The sequence below is a fragment of the Bradyrhizobium sp. 153 genome, assembly GCF_023073835.1.
Lineage (GTDB): Bacteria > Pseudomonadota > Alphaproteobacteria > Rhizobiales > Xanthobacteraceae > Bradyrhizobium.
In genome coordinates this window covers 1-17,571 of record NZ_JADPKH010000087.1, presented here as the reverse complement: position 1 = coordinate 17,571, position 17,571 = coordinate 1, and the positions used below count along the sequence as shown (strand labels likewise).

General features: G+C 55.5%; 11 protein-coding genes and 1 pseudogene. 7 read left to right on the top strand and 5 right to left on the bottom strand.

What is annotated here, in order from left to right; all coding sequences use genetic code 11:
• Positions 1 to 83: 83 nt before the first annotated feature.
• Entirely contained in the window at positions 84 to 1,055 is a 972-nt protein-coding gene (locus tag IVA91_RS23690; protein WP_247459215.1) for a hypothetical protein, read from the top strand.
• A 31-nt stretch (positions 1,056 to 1,086) separates the two neighbouring features.
• Here the strand turns inward: IVA91_RS23690 and IVA91_RS23685 are convergent, their stop codons facing one another.
• Complete coding sequence (locus tag IVA91_RS23685) at positions 1,087 to 1,746, bottom strand: class I SAM-dependent methyltransferase (protein ID WP_247459213.1); 660 nt, start codon at positions 1,744 to 1,746, stop codon at positions 1,087 to 1,089.
• Positions 1,747 to 3,276: 1,530 nt separating this feature from the next.
• On the opposite strand from IVA91_RS23685, the gene IVA91_RS23680 reads away from it, so the two are divergent.
• The 3 genes from IVA91_RS23680 to IVA91_RS23670 all read left to right on the top strand — a co-directional run bounded on the left by IVA91_RS23680 (position 3,277) and on the right by IVA91_RS23670 (position 6,110).
• Positions 3,277 to 4,137, top strand: coding sequence for a glycosyltransferase (locus tag IVA91_RS23680; RefSeq protein ID WP_247459212.1), 861 nt, complete (start codon positions 3,277 to 3,279; stop codon positions 4,135 to 4,137).
• Positions 4,138 to 4,221: 84 nt separating this feature from the next.
• On the top strand, positions 4,222 to 5,388 hold the full coding sequence (locus tag IVA91_RS23675; protein WP_247459210.1) for a glycosyltransferase family 4 protein: 1,167 nt from the start codon (positions 4,222 to 4,224) through the stop codon (positions 5,386 to 5,388).
• Positions 5,385 to 6,110 carry a polysaccharide deacetylase family protein gene (locus IVA91_RS23670; RefSeq protein ID WP_247459208.1) on the top strand — a complete coding sequence of 242 codons (726 nt, stop codon included), beginning with the start codon at positions 5,385 to 5,387 and terminating at the stop codon, positions 6,108 to 6,110. Before IVA91_RS23675 ends, IVA91_RS23670 begins: the two co-directional genes overlap by 4 nt.
• A gap of 183 nt (positions 6,111 to 6,293) precedes the next feature.
• Here the strand turns inward: IVA91_RS23670 and IVA91_RS23665 are convergent, their stop codons facing one another.
• The gene (locus tag IVA91_RS23665; RefSeq protein WP_346015518.1) at positions 6,294 to 7,517 is read right to left on the bottom strand and encodes a glycosyltransferase family 4 protein; all 1,224 of its coding nucleotides are present in this window, start codon (positions 7,515 to 7,517) and stop codon (positions 6,294 to 6,296) included.
• A gap of 18 nt (positions 7,518 to 7,535) precedes the next feature.
• On the bottom strand, positions 7,536 to 8,945 hold the full coding sequence (locus IVA91_RS23660; protein WP_247459206.1) for a UDP-glucose/GDP-mannose dehydrogenase family protein: 1,410 nt from the start codon (positions 8,943 to 8,945) through the stop codon (positions 7,536 to 7,538).
• 765 nt (positions 8,946 to 9,710) lie between these two features.
• On the opposite strand from IVA91_RS23660, the gene IVA91_RS36565 reads away from it, so the two are divergent.
• On the top strand, positions 9,711 to 11,123 hold the full coding sequence (locus tag IVA91_RS36565; protein WP_247459204.1) for an O-antigen ligase family protein: 1,413 nt from the start codon (positions 9,711 to 9,713) through the stop codon (positions 11,121 to 11,123).
• A 151-nt stretch (positions 11,124 to 11,274) separates the two neighbouring features.
• On the opposite strand, the gene IVA91_RS23650 is transcribed toward IVA91_RS36565, so the two are convergent.
• On the bottom strand, positions 11,275 to 12,213 hold the full coding sequence (locus IVA91_RS23650; protein WP_247459202.1) for a hypothetical protein: 939 nt from the start codon (positions 12,211 to 12,213) through the stop codon (positions 11,275 to 11,277).
• A gap of 986 nt (positions 12,214 to 13,199) precedes the next feature.
• Between IVA91_RS23650 and IVA91_RS23645 the strand changes: the two genes are divergently transcribed.
• Positions 13,200 to 13,661 (top strand): hypothetical protein, encoded by a 462-nt coding sequence (locus IVA91_RS23645; RefSeq protein WP_247459200.1) that lies wholly within the window; start codon positions 13,200 to 13,202, stop codon positions 13,659 to 13,661.
• Positions 13,662 to 15,689: 2,028 nt separating this feature from the next.
• A complete protein-coding gene (locus tag IVA91_RS23640) occupies positions 15,690 to 16,706 on the top strand; it encodes an aldo/keto reductase (protein ID WP_247459198.1) in 1,017 nt (338 codons plus the stop codon).
• Between the two features lie 160 nt (positions 16,707 to 16,866).
• Here IVA91_RS23640 and IVA91_RS23635 read toward each other — a convergent pair.
• Positions 16,867 to 17,478 (bottom strand): annotated as a pseudogene (locus tag IVA91_RS23635) (IS630 family transposase); the annotation flags it as partial.
• Positions 17,479 to 17,571 lie beyond the last annotated feature (93 nt).

Below are 17,571 nucleotides of genomic sequence, written 5' to 3'. Positions count from 1 at the left end.
TGACTTTTTGCGGGATCTAAATATGATATTATTTGAATGTCTTGCAGGAATTACGCAGTGCCCTGATGGCTTGAAGGTAAATCATGCTTTATGGAACCGAATGTCCCATTAGAATTATGGTTGCGGTGACTTTTCATTTTCGAGAGACACGCCTCCAATACCTTTTTCAAGTCGTTCGAGCGCTTTGTGAATATCCTGTGGATCTTTTGGATATTTTCATCGTCACCAATATTGACCGAGACGAATCGCTCAAACAGATTACGAACTTGTGTGCACCGCTTTTCAAACCGTTTCCCGTACGTTCAAAGTCAAAAAAGAGCCTTTTGATTGAGAGCTACCCAAAACTTGCTAATCCTTGGCTCCTGCCATGGAGCCACAAACATCTTATTTCGGATAGGTTCCTAAAAGCCGAATCGACGTACACTCATTTCATATACGTCGAAGATGATGTTTTGCTTTCTTTTGATAATTTCTGCTATTTCATCCATTATCGAGAGATGCTCAAGGCGAGAAGGTTGATACCTTCATTTCAGCGCATTGAATACAACGACGCTGATAATCGCCTCTATCTGCTTGATCAGATCGGTATAACCGATCTAGGCTCAAGAAACAGTGTGCATCTAGATGGGTATACGTTCGTCAATCTGGACTATCCATTTAACGCGATGTTCATCTTGGACCGAGAACTCGCAATGGAATATGTGGAGACGCCGTCATTTGACCGCGAGCGGAGCAAGCTTGTGCGGCCAGAGTGGGATGTTGCCTGTCGCGCAGCAATGGGATTGTGCTTCGAAGATCCTCCGGACGGCTTTTCCGCTCGTTACGTATCGCCAGTCGATCCAAATTCCTTAGCGACACCTTCTTGGTCGTGGGTTTATCACTTGCCGAACAACTACGCGAAAGACCGCCTAAAACCTTTCGCTAAGACACGAGCAGATCAGCAATTCAGCTCGGAAGGAAATGTCCTTAACTGGCGTCCCGCTTCTAAGGTTGTCGAATATCTGGCGCTGATCCGGGGCAAAAAGCGCACTAACGGTCCTGAGCCGTCGTTGTGACTGCAATGGCCTCGAACGTATTGCCCTCCGGCTATTCAGCTATTTTCCATTGAACTTTATCTTGTACAAAACCGGGCTCGCTTAGCTGACCAAGCATTATGTATTGCCTGGCCAGATAGTGTTGTAATAAACCAAAGCTGAGAAGATTGAAAACCTTAGCTCTTCGCTCCATTCCGCCAATGAGGGCGTCTGTGACGTTCAAGTCTGCATCGTTGAGAAGCTTCATAGCCGTCTCCTCCACGAAAAATCTGAGGTGAGTGCGATCCAGGATCCCTGCGTCCTGATATCGGAAGCGACGTTGGAGCAGAAGCGGTATCGATACGCTGAAATGAGCTACATTTGGAACTGAAACGATAACCCGGCCGCCCGGCTTTAGGACCTTTGCTAGGTTTTGTAGGGTCTCGCTTGGATCAGGGAGATGCTCGAGAACGTCAAGCAAAAGGATTAGATCGTAGCGCTTCAGCCGTACAATGCTTTGGTCCACGGGGCCAATGATCGTTAAATCCGCATTCAGTTTCAGTTCATTCGATAACGCTGGATTTATCTCGATCGCAGTTGTTTCCGACTTTGGATAAATGTTTTTTAACCACCTTAGGGTGGCGCCGGCTCCAGCTCCCACTTCAAGTATGTGGGAGCATTGCTTCGGTAGCAGCGGCTCAATTTCACGTCGACTCCAGTGGTAATAGTCCATTTCTTTATTCCTATTTCAAAATCAACGCTGATGGCTATTTAAATGATATTACGCGCTTCTGGCGGAGCCAACAAATGCGAGCGGTTCCAGAAAATCGCGAGGTTCGTCGGTAAGGATAATGGAGGCGCGCGAGCAGCGAGTCGGATCGGAAGTGGCCGACGAGCCCAGCCCTGGAATCGGCAGCGCCCCTTCTGCGGTGCGGGCCGGTGGCTCCGCCGAAGCCGACCGAAGAACGTGAAGTCTTGGCTCAACGACACTGCTTGTACAAAGACTGTATCAGAGGGTGGTGACGCTTGTCGGCAGGCGTGAGGCCGCACTGCTCTGGGTGGCGTAGAATGTCAGGTGGCGGACCTGTCCACCGTTGGGGCCGGTGGCACCTTGGTGCGCTATCGAGGCCCCGCCGGACGATGCAGCGGCGCGGCGGCGCGAGCTGGCACCCTGCGCCGTCGCTTCGTGCTATCGACGGTTCACCACTTCGCTCTCGGCGAGAGCGAGCTTTTTCGGGTTGGTTAACGACCGCGCCCTTTTGAGCGGAGGGCTCCAGACAGGAAGTCATTGCCACACGTGCTGTGTTAAGGAAGTAACATCATTCAATATGCCGATAACTAATACAAAATCTAGATATATTTTGTTGGGTGCTCGGGCCTTGCGCATTATTTGGCCGGCTTGGTTTACGACAATACCTCCGCCAGCTGAGTTTTTGGCATTTTGGTGGATCAGAGTCGAAGCTCCTGTCAAGCGCGGTTGTCCATCCGGACTCGATCGGGGGAAAGCTTTCTCTGGGGTCGCCAGTATTACGAGCGTTCGACGTTAATTGCCGATATCAATGTTTTAATTGTTATTGCGAATTGATATTGATTTGGCGAAACGGTGGAGTTAAATTATATTATGTATTGTGTGCATGGGATTCGCTGGTGGAGCCGGGTGGAGAGTGGCGCGCCGCCAGTCGTCTCCGACAGGTCAGCATACGATGCATTTCGCGCGTTTCGCGACGTCGGGCGCGAAAATCTCGGTCGAGGCGAGGCGAGGTGACGGATGACGGATGATGCGTCAACGTGGGGTGGTGGCATCGAGACGAGCTGGCTTAAGTTCGCGCGAGCTCTCGTGTGATGGGACGGTTCGCGACGGTGAGCTCGATCATTCCGGCCCCGCGCTGGCTGGCATCAATCGGAGAAGCGAAGCGTCTGTCGCCTTTTTGTCCTAACACTGCGTTTGATCTGGGTCTGCAAGAGCTTGTCACGTGGTCGAGCGTGGACCGCGAGCCCACGTCTATTTATCAGCGACAGGGAGCAGCGTCGTGAGTGCGAGCGCAATTCCATTTCTGACCGATGAAGAGGCGGAGCGCGGCTCCGCCCTGTCCAGTTGGATTTCGCAAGTTAGGGAAGTGAGCCGCCTTAGAGCCCGATTTGGCGGCCGCGTGGCCCAAGCGTGCGCCGTACGGACTCAGAGTCATCACCGTGTGGTGAGCCCACCGAACCTATGGCTGCTGCAGCAGGCACGCACGCCTGAACCATTCCGAGCCGGCTAACTATGATCTCGATCGTCGTCCCAGCCCACAACGAGAGTTCTGTCCTTTCACGGACGTTGGGCCAATGGGTCAGCAACCCCAATTCGAAGGAGATGAACGTGATCGTTGTTTGTAACGGGTGTACGGACGATACTGCGAACGTCGCCCGGCGTTTCGGCTCGAACGTTCATGTTGTCGAATCGGACATCGCAAGGAAAACCCACGCCTTGAACCTAGGCGATCAAATCTCGGGTGAATTTCCGCGGATCTATGCTGACGCCGATGTTCTTATTAGCACTGATGCCATTAGGTCTTTGGCAAGACGCCTTGATCGCGGCGATGTTTTGGTAGTCGCGCCAATCGCAGATATCGATCTGACAGGCTGTTCGCGGCTGGTCCGTGAATACTACCGAATTCGCTCACGGCTGCCATCTTCACGCGAGGGAATCGGCGGCTCTGGCGTCTATGCCTTGTCGGAGGCGGGCCGGGCGCGATTCAGCGAGTTTCCAGACGTCATTGCTGATGACATCTATGTTCGCCTTCAGTTTAAACCAGAAGAGCGCGAGACGCTGACCTCGGTCAGATCGACGGTGTTTCCTGCACGCACAATCCGGCAACTGATCGCGGTCAGAAGTCGCGCGTATGCTGGGAATTTTGAACTCGCTCATCGTTTTCCCGAGCTGTCCGTCAACATGAGTGAAACCAACGATCGAGCGCTCATCCGATTATTCAGGGAGCCTCGCCTGTGGCCGGGCTTAGTGGTTTATTGCTATGTCAATATTCTTGCTCGATTCAGGGCAGCGATTCCTAATCGGATCAAAGCGACCGCCTGGCAAAGAGATGACACCTCTCGTCGAACGTCATCCGCTGGCTTGCGCTCATGAAAGGTCAAATTTGGTGAACCTATTTTGCGGCGATCATGGAACGGTAGGTTAATTAGCCATTGGCGCCGTCTGTAAGGGAATAGGATGATTCAGAGCCACATCGCGCGCAGGCAGGCAGTGCGGCGAATTGCATTTACCACGATCGGCGATGCAAGCGACGTCAAGTTCTGGTCCGGCACTCCGTTTCATATGTCCAAATCGCTCGCAAATGAAGGTTACGAGGTGGTCCATATTGGTCCCCTGAACGCACCGATCTTGCCGCTGTACAAGATGTACTCCAAACTTTGCCGTACCTTTCGCAGGCGTGGTGTTTCCCCATTCCATGCAGGGGCTGTCGTCGCACAGTATGCAGCTGACTCAGCTCGCAAAATCCGCGCGGTATCGCCCGATGTCGTCTTCGCGCCCGCAGGGTCCACTTTCGCCTGGAGTGTGCCTGTCGGTCTTCCGCTCGTCTATGCGTCCGACGCGACCTTTCGGCTCGTTGAGAACTACCACCCTAACTATCGAAACTTGTCACGATCGGCTCGGGAAATCGCTGAACGCTTGGAACGCGAAACAATAGCGCGCGCGGATCTGATCCTCTACCCGTCGGAATGGGCAGCCGAATCTGCCATTAGGGATTACGGTGCGGACCGTACTCGGGTGCATATCATTCCTTGGGGCGCCAACCTGGAGGAAGCGCCGGATCGTGCCTCCGTGCTCGGAGGCCGCAAGCCGGGTCCGTGCCGGCTCCTCTTCATCGGTGCCAACTGGGAAGAGAAGGGCGCGGACGTCGCGGTCGGGACCCTCGTTGAATTAAGGGACAGGGGCGTAGAGGCGGAACTGGTGATCTGCGGATGTACCCCGCCTAGGCCGGTCACTCAGGATGGCCTGACGATCATCCCTTACCTTGACAAGAATGATCGTGAACAGCGCAAACGATTGGACGAGCTCTATCGCGACGCGGATTTCTTTCTGCTCCCGACCCGGGCAGATTGCTACGGCATCGTGTTTTGTGAAGCTGCAGCCCATGGCATACCGAGCATTGCGCCGGCCACTGGCGGCGTTCCCTATGCGATCCGCAACGGGGAGACGGGCATCTTGTTGCCGCAAAATGCGGCGAAGGCGCACTATGCGACGGTTATCTTAGAGACTTTGGCGAACCCGGGCCGGCTGGCACGTCTGAGACAGTCGAGCCGCGACGCCTTTGATGCTCGACTGAACTGGCAGTCTTGGGGCCGTCGGGTCTCAGACCTGATACAAGCTTTATGATTGTCCTGAACTATCACGAACTGGTGGAAGTCTCGCCTCCGAATGCGTGGTGCCTGACCCACGAAACATTCAATGCACATCTTGCGCTTTGCGGGGACAGACTGGTCTCGCCTCAGAGTTTTCTGAAGCATTGCACCGATCCGAAAGCCAACCGCACCGACGCGGTCCTCCTTACCTTCGACGATGGATTTGTTTCCGACTACACGCTTGTCTATGCTCGCTACGTGAAGACCGGTCGAATTCCGGGTTTCATGTCTTTTATCCCGGTAGAGTTTGTTGGGGCGCCGGGACGCATGAGCTGGAAGATGATTGAAGAAATTGCCAGGGGTGGTGTTGTAATTGGTTCACATGGCATGGCTCACGTCGATTTGACCAGTGTCTCAGGGGCCGAACTCAAGCGCGAGCTTACGGTGTCGAAGTCGATGCTGGAGGATCGCCTCGGGCAGCCGATTACTCTCTTCGCTTTCCCATACGGGCGCTTTTCCCGACGGGTTTGGGAGACGGCTCTGATGGCTGGCTACACGCACCTCTTTACGATCCAGCTTGGGCATCATCGCGGATTCGAATCCTTTCTCTATTCCCGCCTTTGTCTAACGAACAACATGGACGCGGAGTACATGCGCCAGTACTTCCTTGATCCGGCTTCGATGCGTAGCGTTGCCTGGAAGATCAGCACAAAGCTGGGACTCTATCGCCAACTGATGCGCTGGCGGTATAGATAAGGCTTTGGCAGAAATCGATTGAGCCAGCTTGCTCGGAGCCGACCACGAAACAGTTGAACCGATTTCTCAGTCACCGGGAGGCGGAAACGGACGTTCGTGGCCCTGTTAATCGCCGAGCCAGTTTCGGCTTTGAAGTGTCCATGGGCGCGCGCTGATCTATGCTGGCCCGAATTCATACCGGCTTTAGTTGAAGAGCGCCTCGTAAGCCGCAATCAATTTCGGTTCCTCATGCTCCCATGACAGTTCGTCGCGTACACGCTTGCGTCCATACATGCCCATCTCTCGGCAACGAACTGGGTCGTCGATGAGCTCGAGAACCCGGTCGCCGAAATCGGCTGTGTCGGTGATGCGCGCGTATAAAGAGGCCAACCCCGCCGAAACCCGTCCCTCGGCTAGATCGAACTGCACGATCGGTTTGCCCAACGCCATGTACTCCATGATCTTGTTCATGGTCGACATATCGTTCATCGTATTCGGGCGATCGGGATTAACACAGACATCGGCGGTGGAAAGTACCTCAAACAGTGTCGTATCGTCTACTCGGCCGGTGAAAGTCACGAATTCCGAAAGCCGCATCTGATCGCTCGCCTTCTTTAGCATATCCAGGCTTGGTCCCGCTCCCATTACGACGAACTGAACGTCTGTTCGTTGACGTGTGGTCGTGATGTGCCGGATTGCTTCAAGCAGAAGATCTATGCCTTCCTGTTGCCCAATGACCCCGACATAGGCGACCAGGTGCGATCGGCCATTGCGCCAAGTAGTGTCAGGAGCTAACTCGCGCACGCGCGCGAGGTTTGGCCCCGAGCGAACCACGAACACGCGATCCGACGTCATCTTGCCGCGCTGAACGGCGACCCGAGCATAGGACAGGTTGGTGGCGATGGAGATGTCGGCCACCTTGAAGGTCATCCGTTCGAGCAACACAAGGACCTTCCATATCAACCCGCGATGTCCGAATTTTGCCTCAAATAGCTCAGGATTCAGATCGTGATGATCAAACACGAACTTCTTGCCGAACAGGTACTTGTAGAAGGCTCCGATCAGGAAAATGAGATCTGGCGGATTGCAGGCATGAATCGCATCAAAGCCAGGTCCCATGAAGACTTTCAGCGAATAGATGAATTCCCACATCAGAGCGCTGCTGTATTCCGCGAAGTAGGCGAGCTTACCTTTTGCCTGGATGGGTAGAGGATGACGATGGATTTCGATGCCGTCGATCACCTCAAAGGAGCGTTCCGCGAACGGCCCTCGTGGGCAGATGACCGATACTTCATAGCCGGCTGTGCGCAGTGATTGGGCTTCCGCCCACACACGGCGATCGAACGGAACTGGAAGATTCTCGACGATAATCAGGATTCTGCGCGGTCGGATACTACCCGTGGCTTCGGCGGCAGTTACCATCGTCATTAGCGCCGCACCAGCTATTTACCAACACAGGCCACGGTAGTTAATTCCACTTTGTCTGTCCGGATTGATGCGCACAAGGTCGATGATGATTTTTTCACGACCAATCAAGGACAAGGAGTTCTTCCTGAATTGTTCGCGGTTCCCCACCACGAGGACCTCCGCAAAGTCGACGAGATCGCTCATATTCTCCCGAAGCAGACAGGTGATGTGGGGTAGGCGTTTCGTCAGGTAATCTCTGTTGACTCCAGTCAACCGAGACAAGCGAATGTTCGAATCATAAATCGCCAGTTCATAACCGCGACCAATCAACCGTTCGGCAATCTCCAGCAACGGGCTGTATCGTAGATCATCTGTATCCGGCTTAAAGCTCAAGCCTACCAGGCCGATCCGTCGCTTTTCCGTCGCTGTAACAAGTCGAAAGGCGCTTTGAATCTGGTTCTCGTTCGCTTGCAGGACCGCGCCGAGCAGGGGCGTGTCAATGTCAACCATTCTCCCGGCATGGCGCAAAGCGCTAATGTCTTTTGGCAAGCAGGAGCCACCAAAAGCGAATCCGGGCTTCAGATATGCTGGAGAGATGTTCAATTTCGTATCGCTCACCACGGCATTCATCACTTCGTGACTGTCGACGCCCATCGCCTTGCAGAGCAAACCCACTTCGTTTGCGAAGCTGATCTTCGTCGCATGCCACGCATTGTTCGCATACTTGACGGCCTCGGCGGCGCGAATTGACATGATCTGCGGCTCTAACGAGATTCTTTCATGGACCGCAATCAGACGCTGGAGCGTTCGCGGATCGTCCTCGACGCCGAACACTATAGTCCCAGGGTGATCATAGTCAGCGATAGCCGTTCCTTCGCGCAGGAATTCGGGCAGATATGCTATTCCAAACCCTCGGCCGGCCCGCTTGTTCGACGAGCGCTCCAGGATCGGGATGACGATTTTTTCCATCGTGCCAGGCAGCATCGTGGAGCGCATCACAACTGAATGAAAGTTCGTAGACTTGGCGATGCTCTTTCCGATCTCTTCCGCTACTCGGCTCACAAATGATATTTCGAGCGATCCATTCTCCTGCGAAGGCGTTCCCACACAGATGAACGAGATATCTGTCGACAAAACGGCCGCTCGCGCGTCAGTGGTCGCTCTCAGTCGACCGGCGCGGACACAAGCAAGAATGCTTTCATTGAGCCGTGGCTCGACGATAGGCGACAGGCCTTTGTTGAGAACATCGACCTTGCTCCGATTGACATCGACAGCCACCACTTCATGGCCATCGCGCGCAAGACAGGCCGCAGATACTGTCCCAACATACCCGATACCGAAAACGCTGATTCGGAACTTGTTAGATTTGCCGACGGCCCTTTCTTGAGATTTCGGGGCCTTTGATCTGCTTCGTGCCGAATTAAATTTGCCGTAAACCAAGCTTTCCATGTTCAACTCTCGAAAGCCTATCCGAGTATCATTATTTTTATGTGGTTTTTCGATTATATTTTGACGATTTGAAAAATCAATATCAATTTAATGTATAATAATGCAATTTAATTCGGTTTGTTTTGGCATGTCAATCGCTCGAATTGCCCCTGATCTCCGAGCTATTCAACGTCCTTGGCGGAAGGAATGCAGCCCGGCTGAAATGCTGATTATGTGGCGGCAATGAATGGGGTTCGTACCAACCTACTGGCTCCCGTTGACGAGCTTGCCTGTTTCCCGGAGCCGCGAATTTGCCGGTTGATCGCCCGACGGGTCCCGCCTTCAAGCGCGCGAACCGAGGATCCTCGCCTAGGATGGAAGCGCCGGTTAGTCGCTTTCACTGTGGGGGCGGTGGAGCGGTCGCTAACTGCGAAACCAGGTCCGTTCCCTCCAGGGACCGTCCTGCCGCAACTGACGGAGCCGAGAACGCGAGGCGTCAGTATCTAGGTGACATTGCGCTGGACCTCAGCGTTCTTCTTTAGGACGGAGGCGAGACGTAATTATGCTCCAATTAAAGCGTTCGAATTAAATCGTCTTAAGTGCAGGCGAGTCGTGATGAATAAATTGGACAAAAGAAACGTTTTGTGGTCTGGATAAATTAAATGTGCCAAGAACCTTCCGCCGTCGGTCGAGATTGGGAAGGGCGAGAAATTCACAAGCGGATGAGACCGAGTGGAGCGCATTGCAGCAAGAGGTTCTCGTGAGGTGGGGGGGGCGCTGGGTTCCGTGGGCGGTCTAGCCGCCACCGCCGGGCTGACGCGGAGTTCCAAGGTCTCGCTCCTCGTTCCAGTTTTCGTTTTCACTTTGGCCATGCCGATGCAATTCTTCTTAGGCGCGACGCGCCTGTCGCCCTACCGGCTGGTGCTGGTGGCGACTTTCGTTCCGTGTTTTATGGCGTGGCTATCCGGATCGCTCGGGCGAATACGGCTGCCGGACGTTTTATTGCTTTTGGCGGCGACTTGGGGCGCGGTCATATTGGTGAGCATGCACGGCGTTGACCAAGGTCTGCAATCTGCAGGTATATTCGTCATAGAGACATTTGGGACATTCCTTTTCGCAAGGCGATACGTTCGAGATGTGTTTGCGTTCCAGTGCATGGTGAGTTCTTCTGTCCTTATGGTCCTTTTTCTTCTGCCGTTCGCTATATACGAGAATGTCACAGGCTCGCCGATCTTGCTCGAATTGTTTGGCAAGATATTTTCGGTCTACGGTGTCGCCGGTAGTGAACTAAGGTTCGGGCTTAGACGAGCTCAGGGCCCATTCGAACACTTCATTTTATTTGGTGTCGTTTGTTCGAGTGTATTCGCCTTGAGCTTTTATGTGTTTGGTTCGGGCGCGCGCCGGGGAGGGCGACTGGCCACGGGCTTTGTGATGATGGCGGTATTCTCCTCGCTTTCCGCCGGTGCTCTCCTCTCGATGGTCGTCCAGACCATGTTGATCGTTTGGGACAAGGCCACGGCGAGTGTAAAGCGACGTTGGGCAATATTGGCCATAGCTGCAATTGCAGCCTATTTCATCGTGGATTTGAGCTCCAATCGGAGTCCTTTCACCATCTTTATTTCGTATCTGACCTTCAACGCAGACAATTCCTATATGCGTGTGCACATCTGGAATTACGGGACGGATTCAGTAATGCGGCACCCGATCTTTGGAATTGGCTTCGGCGATTGGGAACGTCCAGAGTGGCTGGGCGGCAGCATAGATAATTTCTGGTTGGTCACTGCCGTGCGCTACGGTATTCCCGGCCTGTTGTTCATCGCCGGCGGGTTGCTTTCGGTTTGCTTGGGTTTGGGACGGCTCAGAAACCTTTCATTTGACGCGACGCAATGCCGAAAGGGTCTCATTATCACCCTTTGCGGACTAGCCGTCTCCGTTTGCACGGTCCACTTGTGGGATGCTCCTTACGTCCTGTTCATCTTCCTGCTCGGTAGCGGCATGTGGATGTTTGAGCCGCGCAACTGGGGGACTACCGCGCCGTCGGCCGCGCGCACCATTCATTCAGATTCGCCGAGCGGTGTGTGGGGAGGTCCGGAAGGGCGCAGTCACGCACCGGGCGATACTCCCAGGTGGCGTGGTCGTGCGACTTGGAGAACAAGACGAGTGCTTTCGCCGCCGCTCGATTATGACGAAAGTTCGTAGAATTTCTTGGAAGGAGGGACGCTCGTCTTTCCGAGGAATACGGCCATTTGCCAGAGCCGATGTTCCGTACTTTCATACTCACTGCATCGGGATGGTCGGACAAAACGACTATGCACCTGTGAACGCAGATCGTTTAGTACGCTATGGGCCTTCAAGGGGGCACGGCAGCTGGCGTGTATGGCCGCGGGATGACCTGGCCGAGGACGAGTCGATCGCCCTGCCAACTCACCCAGCGCACATTCTCCCATCGCGCTATGTTGATGCGCCGACCTTTGACCACGTCGAACAGGAACGCTCCGTACCGAAAGGAACCGCGCACGAAGTAGACATTCTTCAGGCTCACCGAGGAGCCGCCGTCTGCCGGGATACGGAGACCGTGATTGCCGCCCTCGAACAGTACGTTCTCCAGGATGTGTGAGCCTTGCCAATTATCGGACGACCAGTAACCCGCAGTCGTGGCTCCCGCCATCTTGAACGTGGAATTCTTGACTTTGACAGTTCCTGTTGAACCTGGAGCATAGCACTGCAACCCATCCGCGTGGTCATTGCCGATCCCCGTGGCCTCGATATAAACCCACGATAGATTGATATTGCCGCTGATGCAGCGAATACCCTCTCGTGACTGAATGCGAACCCGGGTGAGGCTACAGGAGCCATCGCAGGTAATCGTCGGCTCCCCCGAGTTCTCGACGATGGACAAGTCGGTCAGGGACGAATCCGACGACAGCGCGATAGGACTCGTGCCGCTCGTGACATTGGCATAGACGGGATCATTGAAGCTCAATGGAACGCTGGCCGAGTTCGCCGCCGGATCAGGCGTGGGATGAGGCCCAAGCTCGGGCGTCGGGGCGGGAACGACCGCCACGCGCCCCGTGGCGGAATCCCGATAGCCACTGGGGCGCATCTCGAACGCTGGGCCTGGTGCCGTCAAAGCGCGGTTACTGCAACCCTCCTGCGCCTTACTGGCCCGTATGTGGTTCGAGAATGCCGCGCCGGAGGTATCATGGCACGTCCCCTCCGGTGCGTTGGCGTTTGGCTGGGCGATTGCCGCTGCCGGCAAGAGGACCAGCGTCATGAGGTAGCGCATCATGGAAGCTCCTAGAAGCGGATTTTCCGCGAAATCTCTGCACCGCCATCTCACCCGGAAATCTCACAGCAGACAAGCGCAGCAAGGCGTCGAATCAGCGAAGCTTGCTTTGCAACAACGACTTTGTTTGGTTCGAAAAAACGCTCCGATGCAGCCAGAGTGTACCGCAGAAGGGGGTTGACTGTAGATTGGTTGGACGTCGCATTGCCTCCTGGGGATCGATCACGTCGGAGGCTGGAGCTCTGCTGCTGAGGCGACGGATCTCATAATTGGACATCTGGTCGCGTGCTTCAGCGCCGGACCTGATCGATCACGTTACGCCCTTATCCGCTCTTTCCAGAGTGATGCTGCGCTACCCAGCGGTCAAGCGACTGAATACGCATTTCTCCCCCGCCTCATCGTACAGGGACGACGGAAACGCATAGCGGCGATCGCACGTGACCGAGGTGACTTCGTGACTTCGTGCAGCAAGGAGCAAGAAAATACGATGGCCACGCCCATCGCTGCGCGATAGGCCTTGCGGCCATATTCGGGAAGACTAGATCCCCGCCGTTCGTAACCGTCGTTGAGGTTAATGGTCACAGCGAAATGACGGTGTGCATCGAACGCTACGGTATTGTCCCGGTGCGGCCGGAACTAGCCACCAGTCTTCGCATCGTAACAGCCAACGAGCCAACGCTCGAGCGAGTGGTACTGAATTGAAAGGCCGGAACACCATTAGCAACAGGGGCGAATCGCCAGCAACTCCCTGCAACGGATGACCGTCGGCTCATCCACGATGAAGTAGTCCAATCGCTTACGAAATTCCGGATTGAAGCGTTTGAGCTCGCCTTCGTGCTCGATGGCACCGATTTCACGCCCGCCGTTTCGTCATAGAGAATTATCAGGCGCTCGCACAACGGACGGTCGAAAACCTGCGGCACGAACAGGACGGGCGCATTGCTTTCCCCATCGTTGTTCGCCAACAACGATGTCAGCGCCGACCGGATATGGTCGGCAAAGACGCTGCGATCGTTCAGTGGGATGAGTCACTGACTTGCAGTGCCGGACTGATGATGAACGCTACCGGTCGTACCCGGCGGTTACCTGCTGCGACACAAACCGCGCGATTTCCGAAAGCGGCAGCGTTCAATCTGGGCCTCGGCTTCGGCAACGGGTGGCGGCGGATGGCCGAAGGAGAACAGCAGAAGATGGCGGCCGCAAGTTCATCGAATGAGCCATCTCGCCGGCATCTTTCGCTGCCAGGAACCAAAGCGCAGGCTCCCCGACGCCGACCCCTGAGATTTGACCAGCAGATTACACTCGCCAACGGCGAGGTGCGCGACGCCGGGCACGTGGCGGCTCTTCCGAAAGCGCACAGCGACCGCAGCGGCAAACAGCGATGGAGATGCTGCTCTGGGCCGCCGCGGGCCGAAGTCATGTTCGCCAATATGGCGCTCTCAAGGCGCTGAACGCAACTCGCTCTCCGACGGGTATTCCGGATTATGCCGCTATCTGCGGCTGAATGCGTGTTGAACGATGATCGCAGGCAGGACCTGATCGACGGTATAGGTCAGGCTCTTCGACGAACGGCTGTTCGTGGCCAGAGGTTTTGAAAAAAGGTTTGCATCCAGCGGATTAGTTATTTAATTTTGATTTGATTTAATATTTAATGGCGAGCCGCCTGAGATAAGCGCAGACGAGAGGCAGACGAGAGGCGATGACAGTCTGTTAATGAACTTCAGGATGCATCTACGAGCTTGAGCGTCGCGGTGTCGGACCATGCTCGTAACGTCAAGCTTTTCGCCTCGCATTGGGAAGCGGGGAAGGAGTTGTCATGAGGATTGGGCCAGCGCTTTCAAGTGTACTACGTGCCACGACGGTTGAGGAGTTGCGGCCCGCCGGAGCGCAGGATGCAATAGTGGTTGGCGCGGGAGCCGCCGGAGGACTGGCGGCGCTCCTACTCGCAGAGGCTGGTCTGCGCGTGCTTGTGCTAGAGGCCGGCTGGCAGAATTCGCCACGAACGACTTTGATGCGCCGAGCCATAGCAACCATGAGCCGGAGACTGGCGGACCCTGCGACGCTTCGCTTATTCCCTCCTGCGGCTGTTCCCTTTGGTAAAATTGCGTTGCGAGGGCTTGGCATGTTGCGACAACCGGTCCAATCACGCTGCAGCATCTGGGGCCGAGCACCGGAATCGTTTGTCGACGATCACGATTTGCCTTATGTGACGCCACGGAACCAACCCTTCGTGTGGATACGTGCGCGAGCGCTCGGCGGGCGCGTGGGCCTTCCGGGACACGGCCGGCAATACTATCGCCTGAGCTCGTCCGACCTGGCGCCGTGTGACGGATTGAGCGCGCCTTGGCCGCTTGAGCCAGGTGAGTTGGACCCCTGGTATTCGATCGTCGAGCGACGGCTTATGCTTGCCGGCGCCCACGAGGGTGTGCCGTGGCAGCCTGACAGTCAGCTCTCGCGAGAACTTGAACCTACACTCAATCAATTCGCTCTGATGGCGGCGATTGCTGCACGATGGCCTCACTCGCGGCCGATGCTCACACGCTTTGCGCCACCGCTGGATGCCTTGGAAGGCGCGGCTCTCACCGGGCGTCTTCGATGCCGTGAGGGCGCAGTTGTAAGGCGGATCGATGTTGACCGGTCGGGTCGGGTGCGCGGCGTTTTCTGGTTCGACCAACAGAGTGGCACTGAGGTACAGGCTTCCGCCCCATTGGTATTTCTTTGCGCGTCAGCATTGGAATCGACTCGATTACTACTGCTTTCGCGTTCGCCAAATGGGTCTCATGGCCTCGGTGCAGGGTCTAGCGCCCTAGGGCGCTACTTAATGGACCATATTGTAGTGACAGGGTGGGGTGGGGGCCCGCCGCTGGAGCCCAGCCCAGTTCTCGAAGACGGGTGCGCGGTTTACCTTCCGCGCTTCGATGCTCGCGACAAGCCTGCGCCCCAGGGCGGGCGAGGCTTTGGTGTGCAGTTGTATCAATTTCCAGGAGGGCAGGGGCGCTCTCATTTTACGGCAGTCAGTTTCGGCGAAATGCTCCCTCATTCCGAGAACCGTGTAACGCTACATCCCACACGACGAGACATATGGGGAGTCCCGGTATTGTGTATCGATTGTCGCTATAGCGAAGCGGACTTGGCCCATGCCGCCGATCAGGCAGCAGCTATACGCGAGCTCGCCGCGACGGCTGGCGTGACGCTCAGCCGCGTTAATAGCCGGCCGGCGCCGCCAGGTTCCGCGATTCATGAATGCGGCACCGCCCGGATGGGCACGGATCCCGCGACCTCAGCGCTCGATCCCAGTAACCAATGCTGGGAAGCGCAGGGATTGTACGTAACAGATGGTTCCTGTTTCCCCTCACAGGGTACGCAAAATCCGACCTTGACTATCCTCGCTCTGACCGCGCGCGCATGTCATCACGCCGTGACCGCCGTCGGCCAAAGAAAGCGAGAAGCCGCATTCGGATAATCGGAGACCTCGCGTCATGACGGTTGCTATGGCCAAGCCGATCCGAGAGATCCTTCCTCGAAACATGCTCCCACTGGGTTTTGGATCTGGTGCATTGTTAAGCAAGCGACGAACCCGCCGTGAGGCCCTTAGGTTGCTTGAAACAGCGATGGATTGTGGTGTCACGTATTTCGATACCGCGCGAATGTATGGCGCCGGTCGCGCAGAGGGCATTTTGGGAGAGTTGACGGCGCGAAACCGGGAGCGCCTAGTTCTGGCAAGCAAGGCGGGCATCCTCCCACAAACTCGAGCGCTTCATGTACGAGCAATGAGCCGCAGCATTCGGTTTCTGCACAAAGTTGCGCCAAACACAAAGCATCACGTCTCCGTGCCGTCAGCCTCGGTGCCGCGTTTCGGAGCCTTTGGACTCGTGGAATTCCGAAAAAGTGTCGAGACCAGTCTCAAGGAATTGCGTACTGATTATCTCGATATTCTGCTGTTGCATGAGTGCACCGCTGCCGATCTAGACAAAACAGACCTGCTACATTATCTCAATGACCTTAAGTGTGAAGGAAAGATTCGTGCCTTTGGCATTGCGACTGGCATAGAAGAGACGATCTCTATCCTCGAGAGACATGCGGGGTTGTTGGACGTTGTGCAAATCCCGAGCGCCATCTGGAATATGAACGTCAGGAAGCTTCCGGCAATCGACGGCCTCGTGATTACTCACTCTTCCCTCACTGGTCGATTTAGCATATTGCTTGATCGCCTGGCGTCGGATGAACGATTGGCAGCCGAATGGCATTCGCTGACACAGATAGATCCACGTGACTCAACCAAATTGGCTCATCTCCTTCTGTTTCATGCGCTGAATGCAAATCCAAATGGGATGGTTATCTTTTTTTCATCCAGCCCAGCGAATGTCGCGGCAAACGTGAAATCGGTCAGCAGTCATGCTATCGATGAGAAGCAAATCGCGGGCTTGAACGCATTGTTGGCAAGAAAGCAGGTCGCCGATTTCTTTGAGTCGAGCTTTCAAGGACTGAACTTCTGACTTGTGTGGACCGACGACGTTGTATTTTTGTCAAATCGCGAGCACGTAAACTGAACGCCTGTGCTGGCGCTGTCGGCATTGTGTCCCGGTGGGGTGATGCGGGGGGCGTCGCCTGCCGTTAAACAAAACTGGGTTCGGATGATTAGAGAGCGTGATGTTTTTATACGGAAACATACCCTGAATTTTTGAGATAGTTGGCGCACTCCTCCTTGGAGAAGAGGTCGAGGAGTTCGCCGACCTTGCGCCAAGTCGCTTCGACATCACGTGTCTGGGCGGCTCGCATCAGGTGTTTGAGCTTGGCGAAGACCTGCTCGATCGGGTTGAGGTCGGGGCTGTAGGGCAGCAGGAAGAGCAGATGTGCTCCTGTGGCGCGGATGGCGTTGCGCGCCGCCTTGCCCTTGTGACTGCCGAGATTATCGAGGATGACGAGTTCACCTTTTGCGAGGGTCGGCGCCAGTACCTGTTCGACATAAAGGGTGAAGAGCTCGCCATTGATTGGGCCGTCGATGACCCATGGCGCGCTGATCCGATCGTGGCGCAGCGCCGCGATGAAGGTCATGGTCTTCCAATGGCCGAAAGGCGCAGACGCCTGGAGACGTTGCCCGCTCGGCCCCCAGCCTCGCAGCGGCGCCATGTTGGTTTTGATCCAGGTCTCGTCGATAAAGACTAGGCGCGAAGCGTCGATCCTGCCCTGATGGGTCTTCCAGCGCGCCCGTTTACGGGCGATATCGGGACGATCTTGTTCGGCCGGCAGGATCGTTTTTTTGTAAGCGCTTAGCCGTGACCCTATTGAGGCTGGCTTGACGTTTTGCGGAATCGCCACGGCATGAGATCATCGATCTTGCTATGGGGATGACCGTCGATG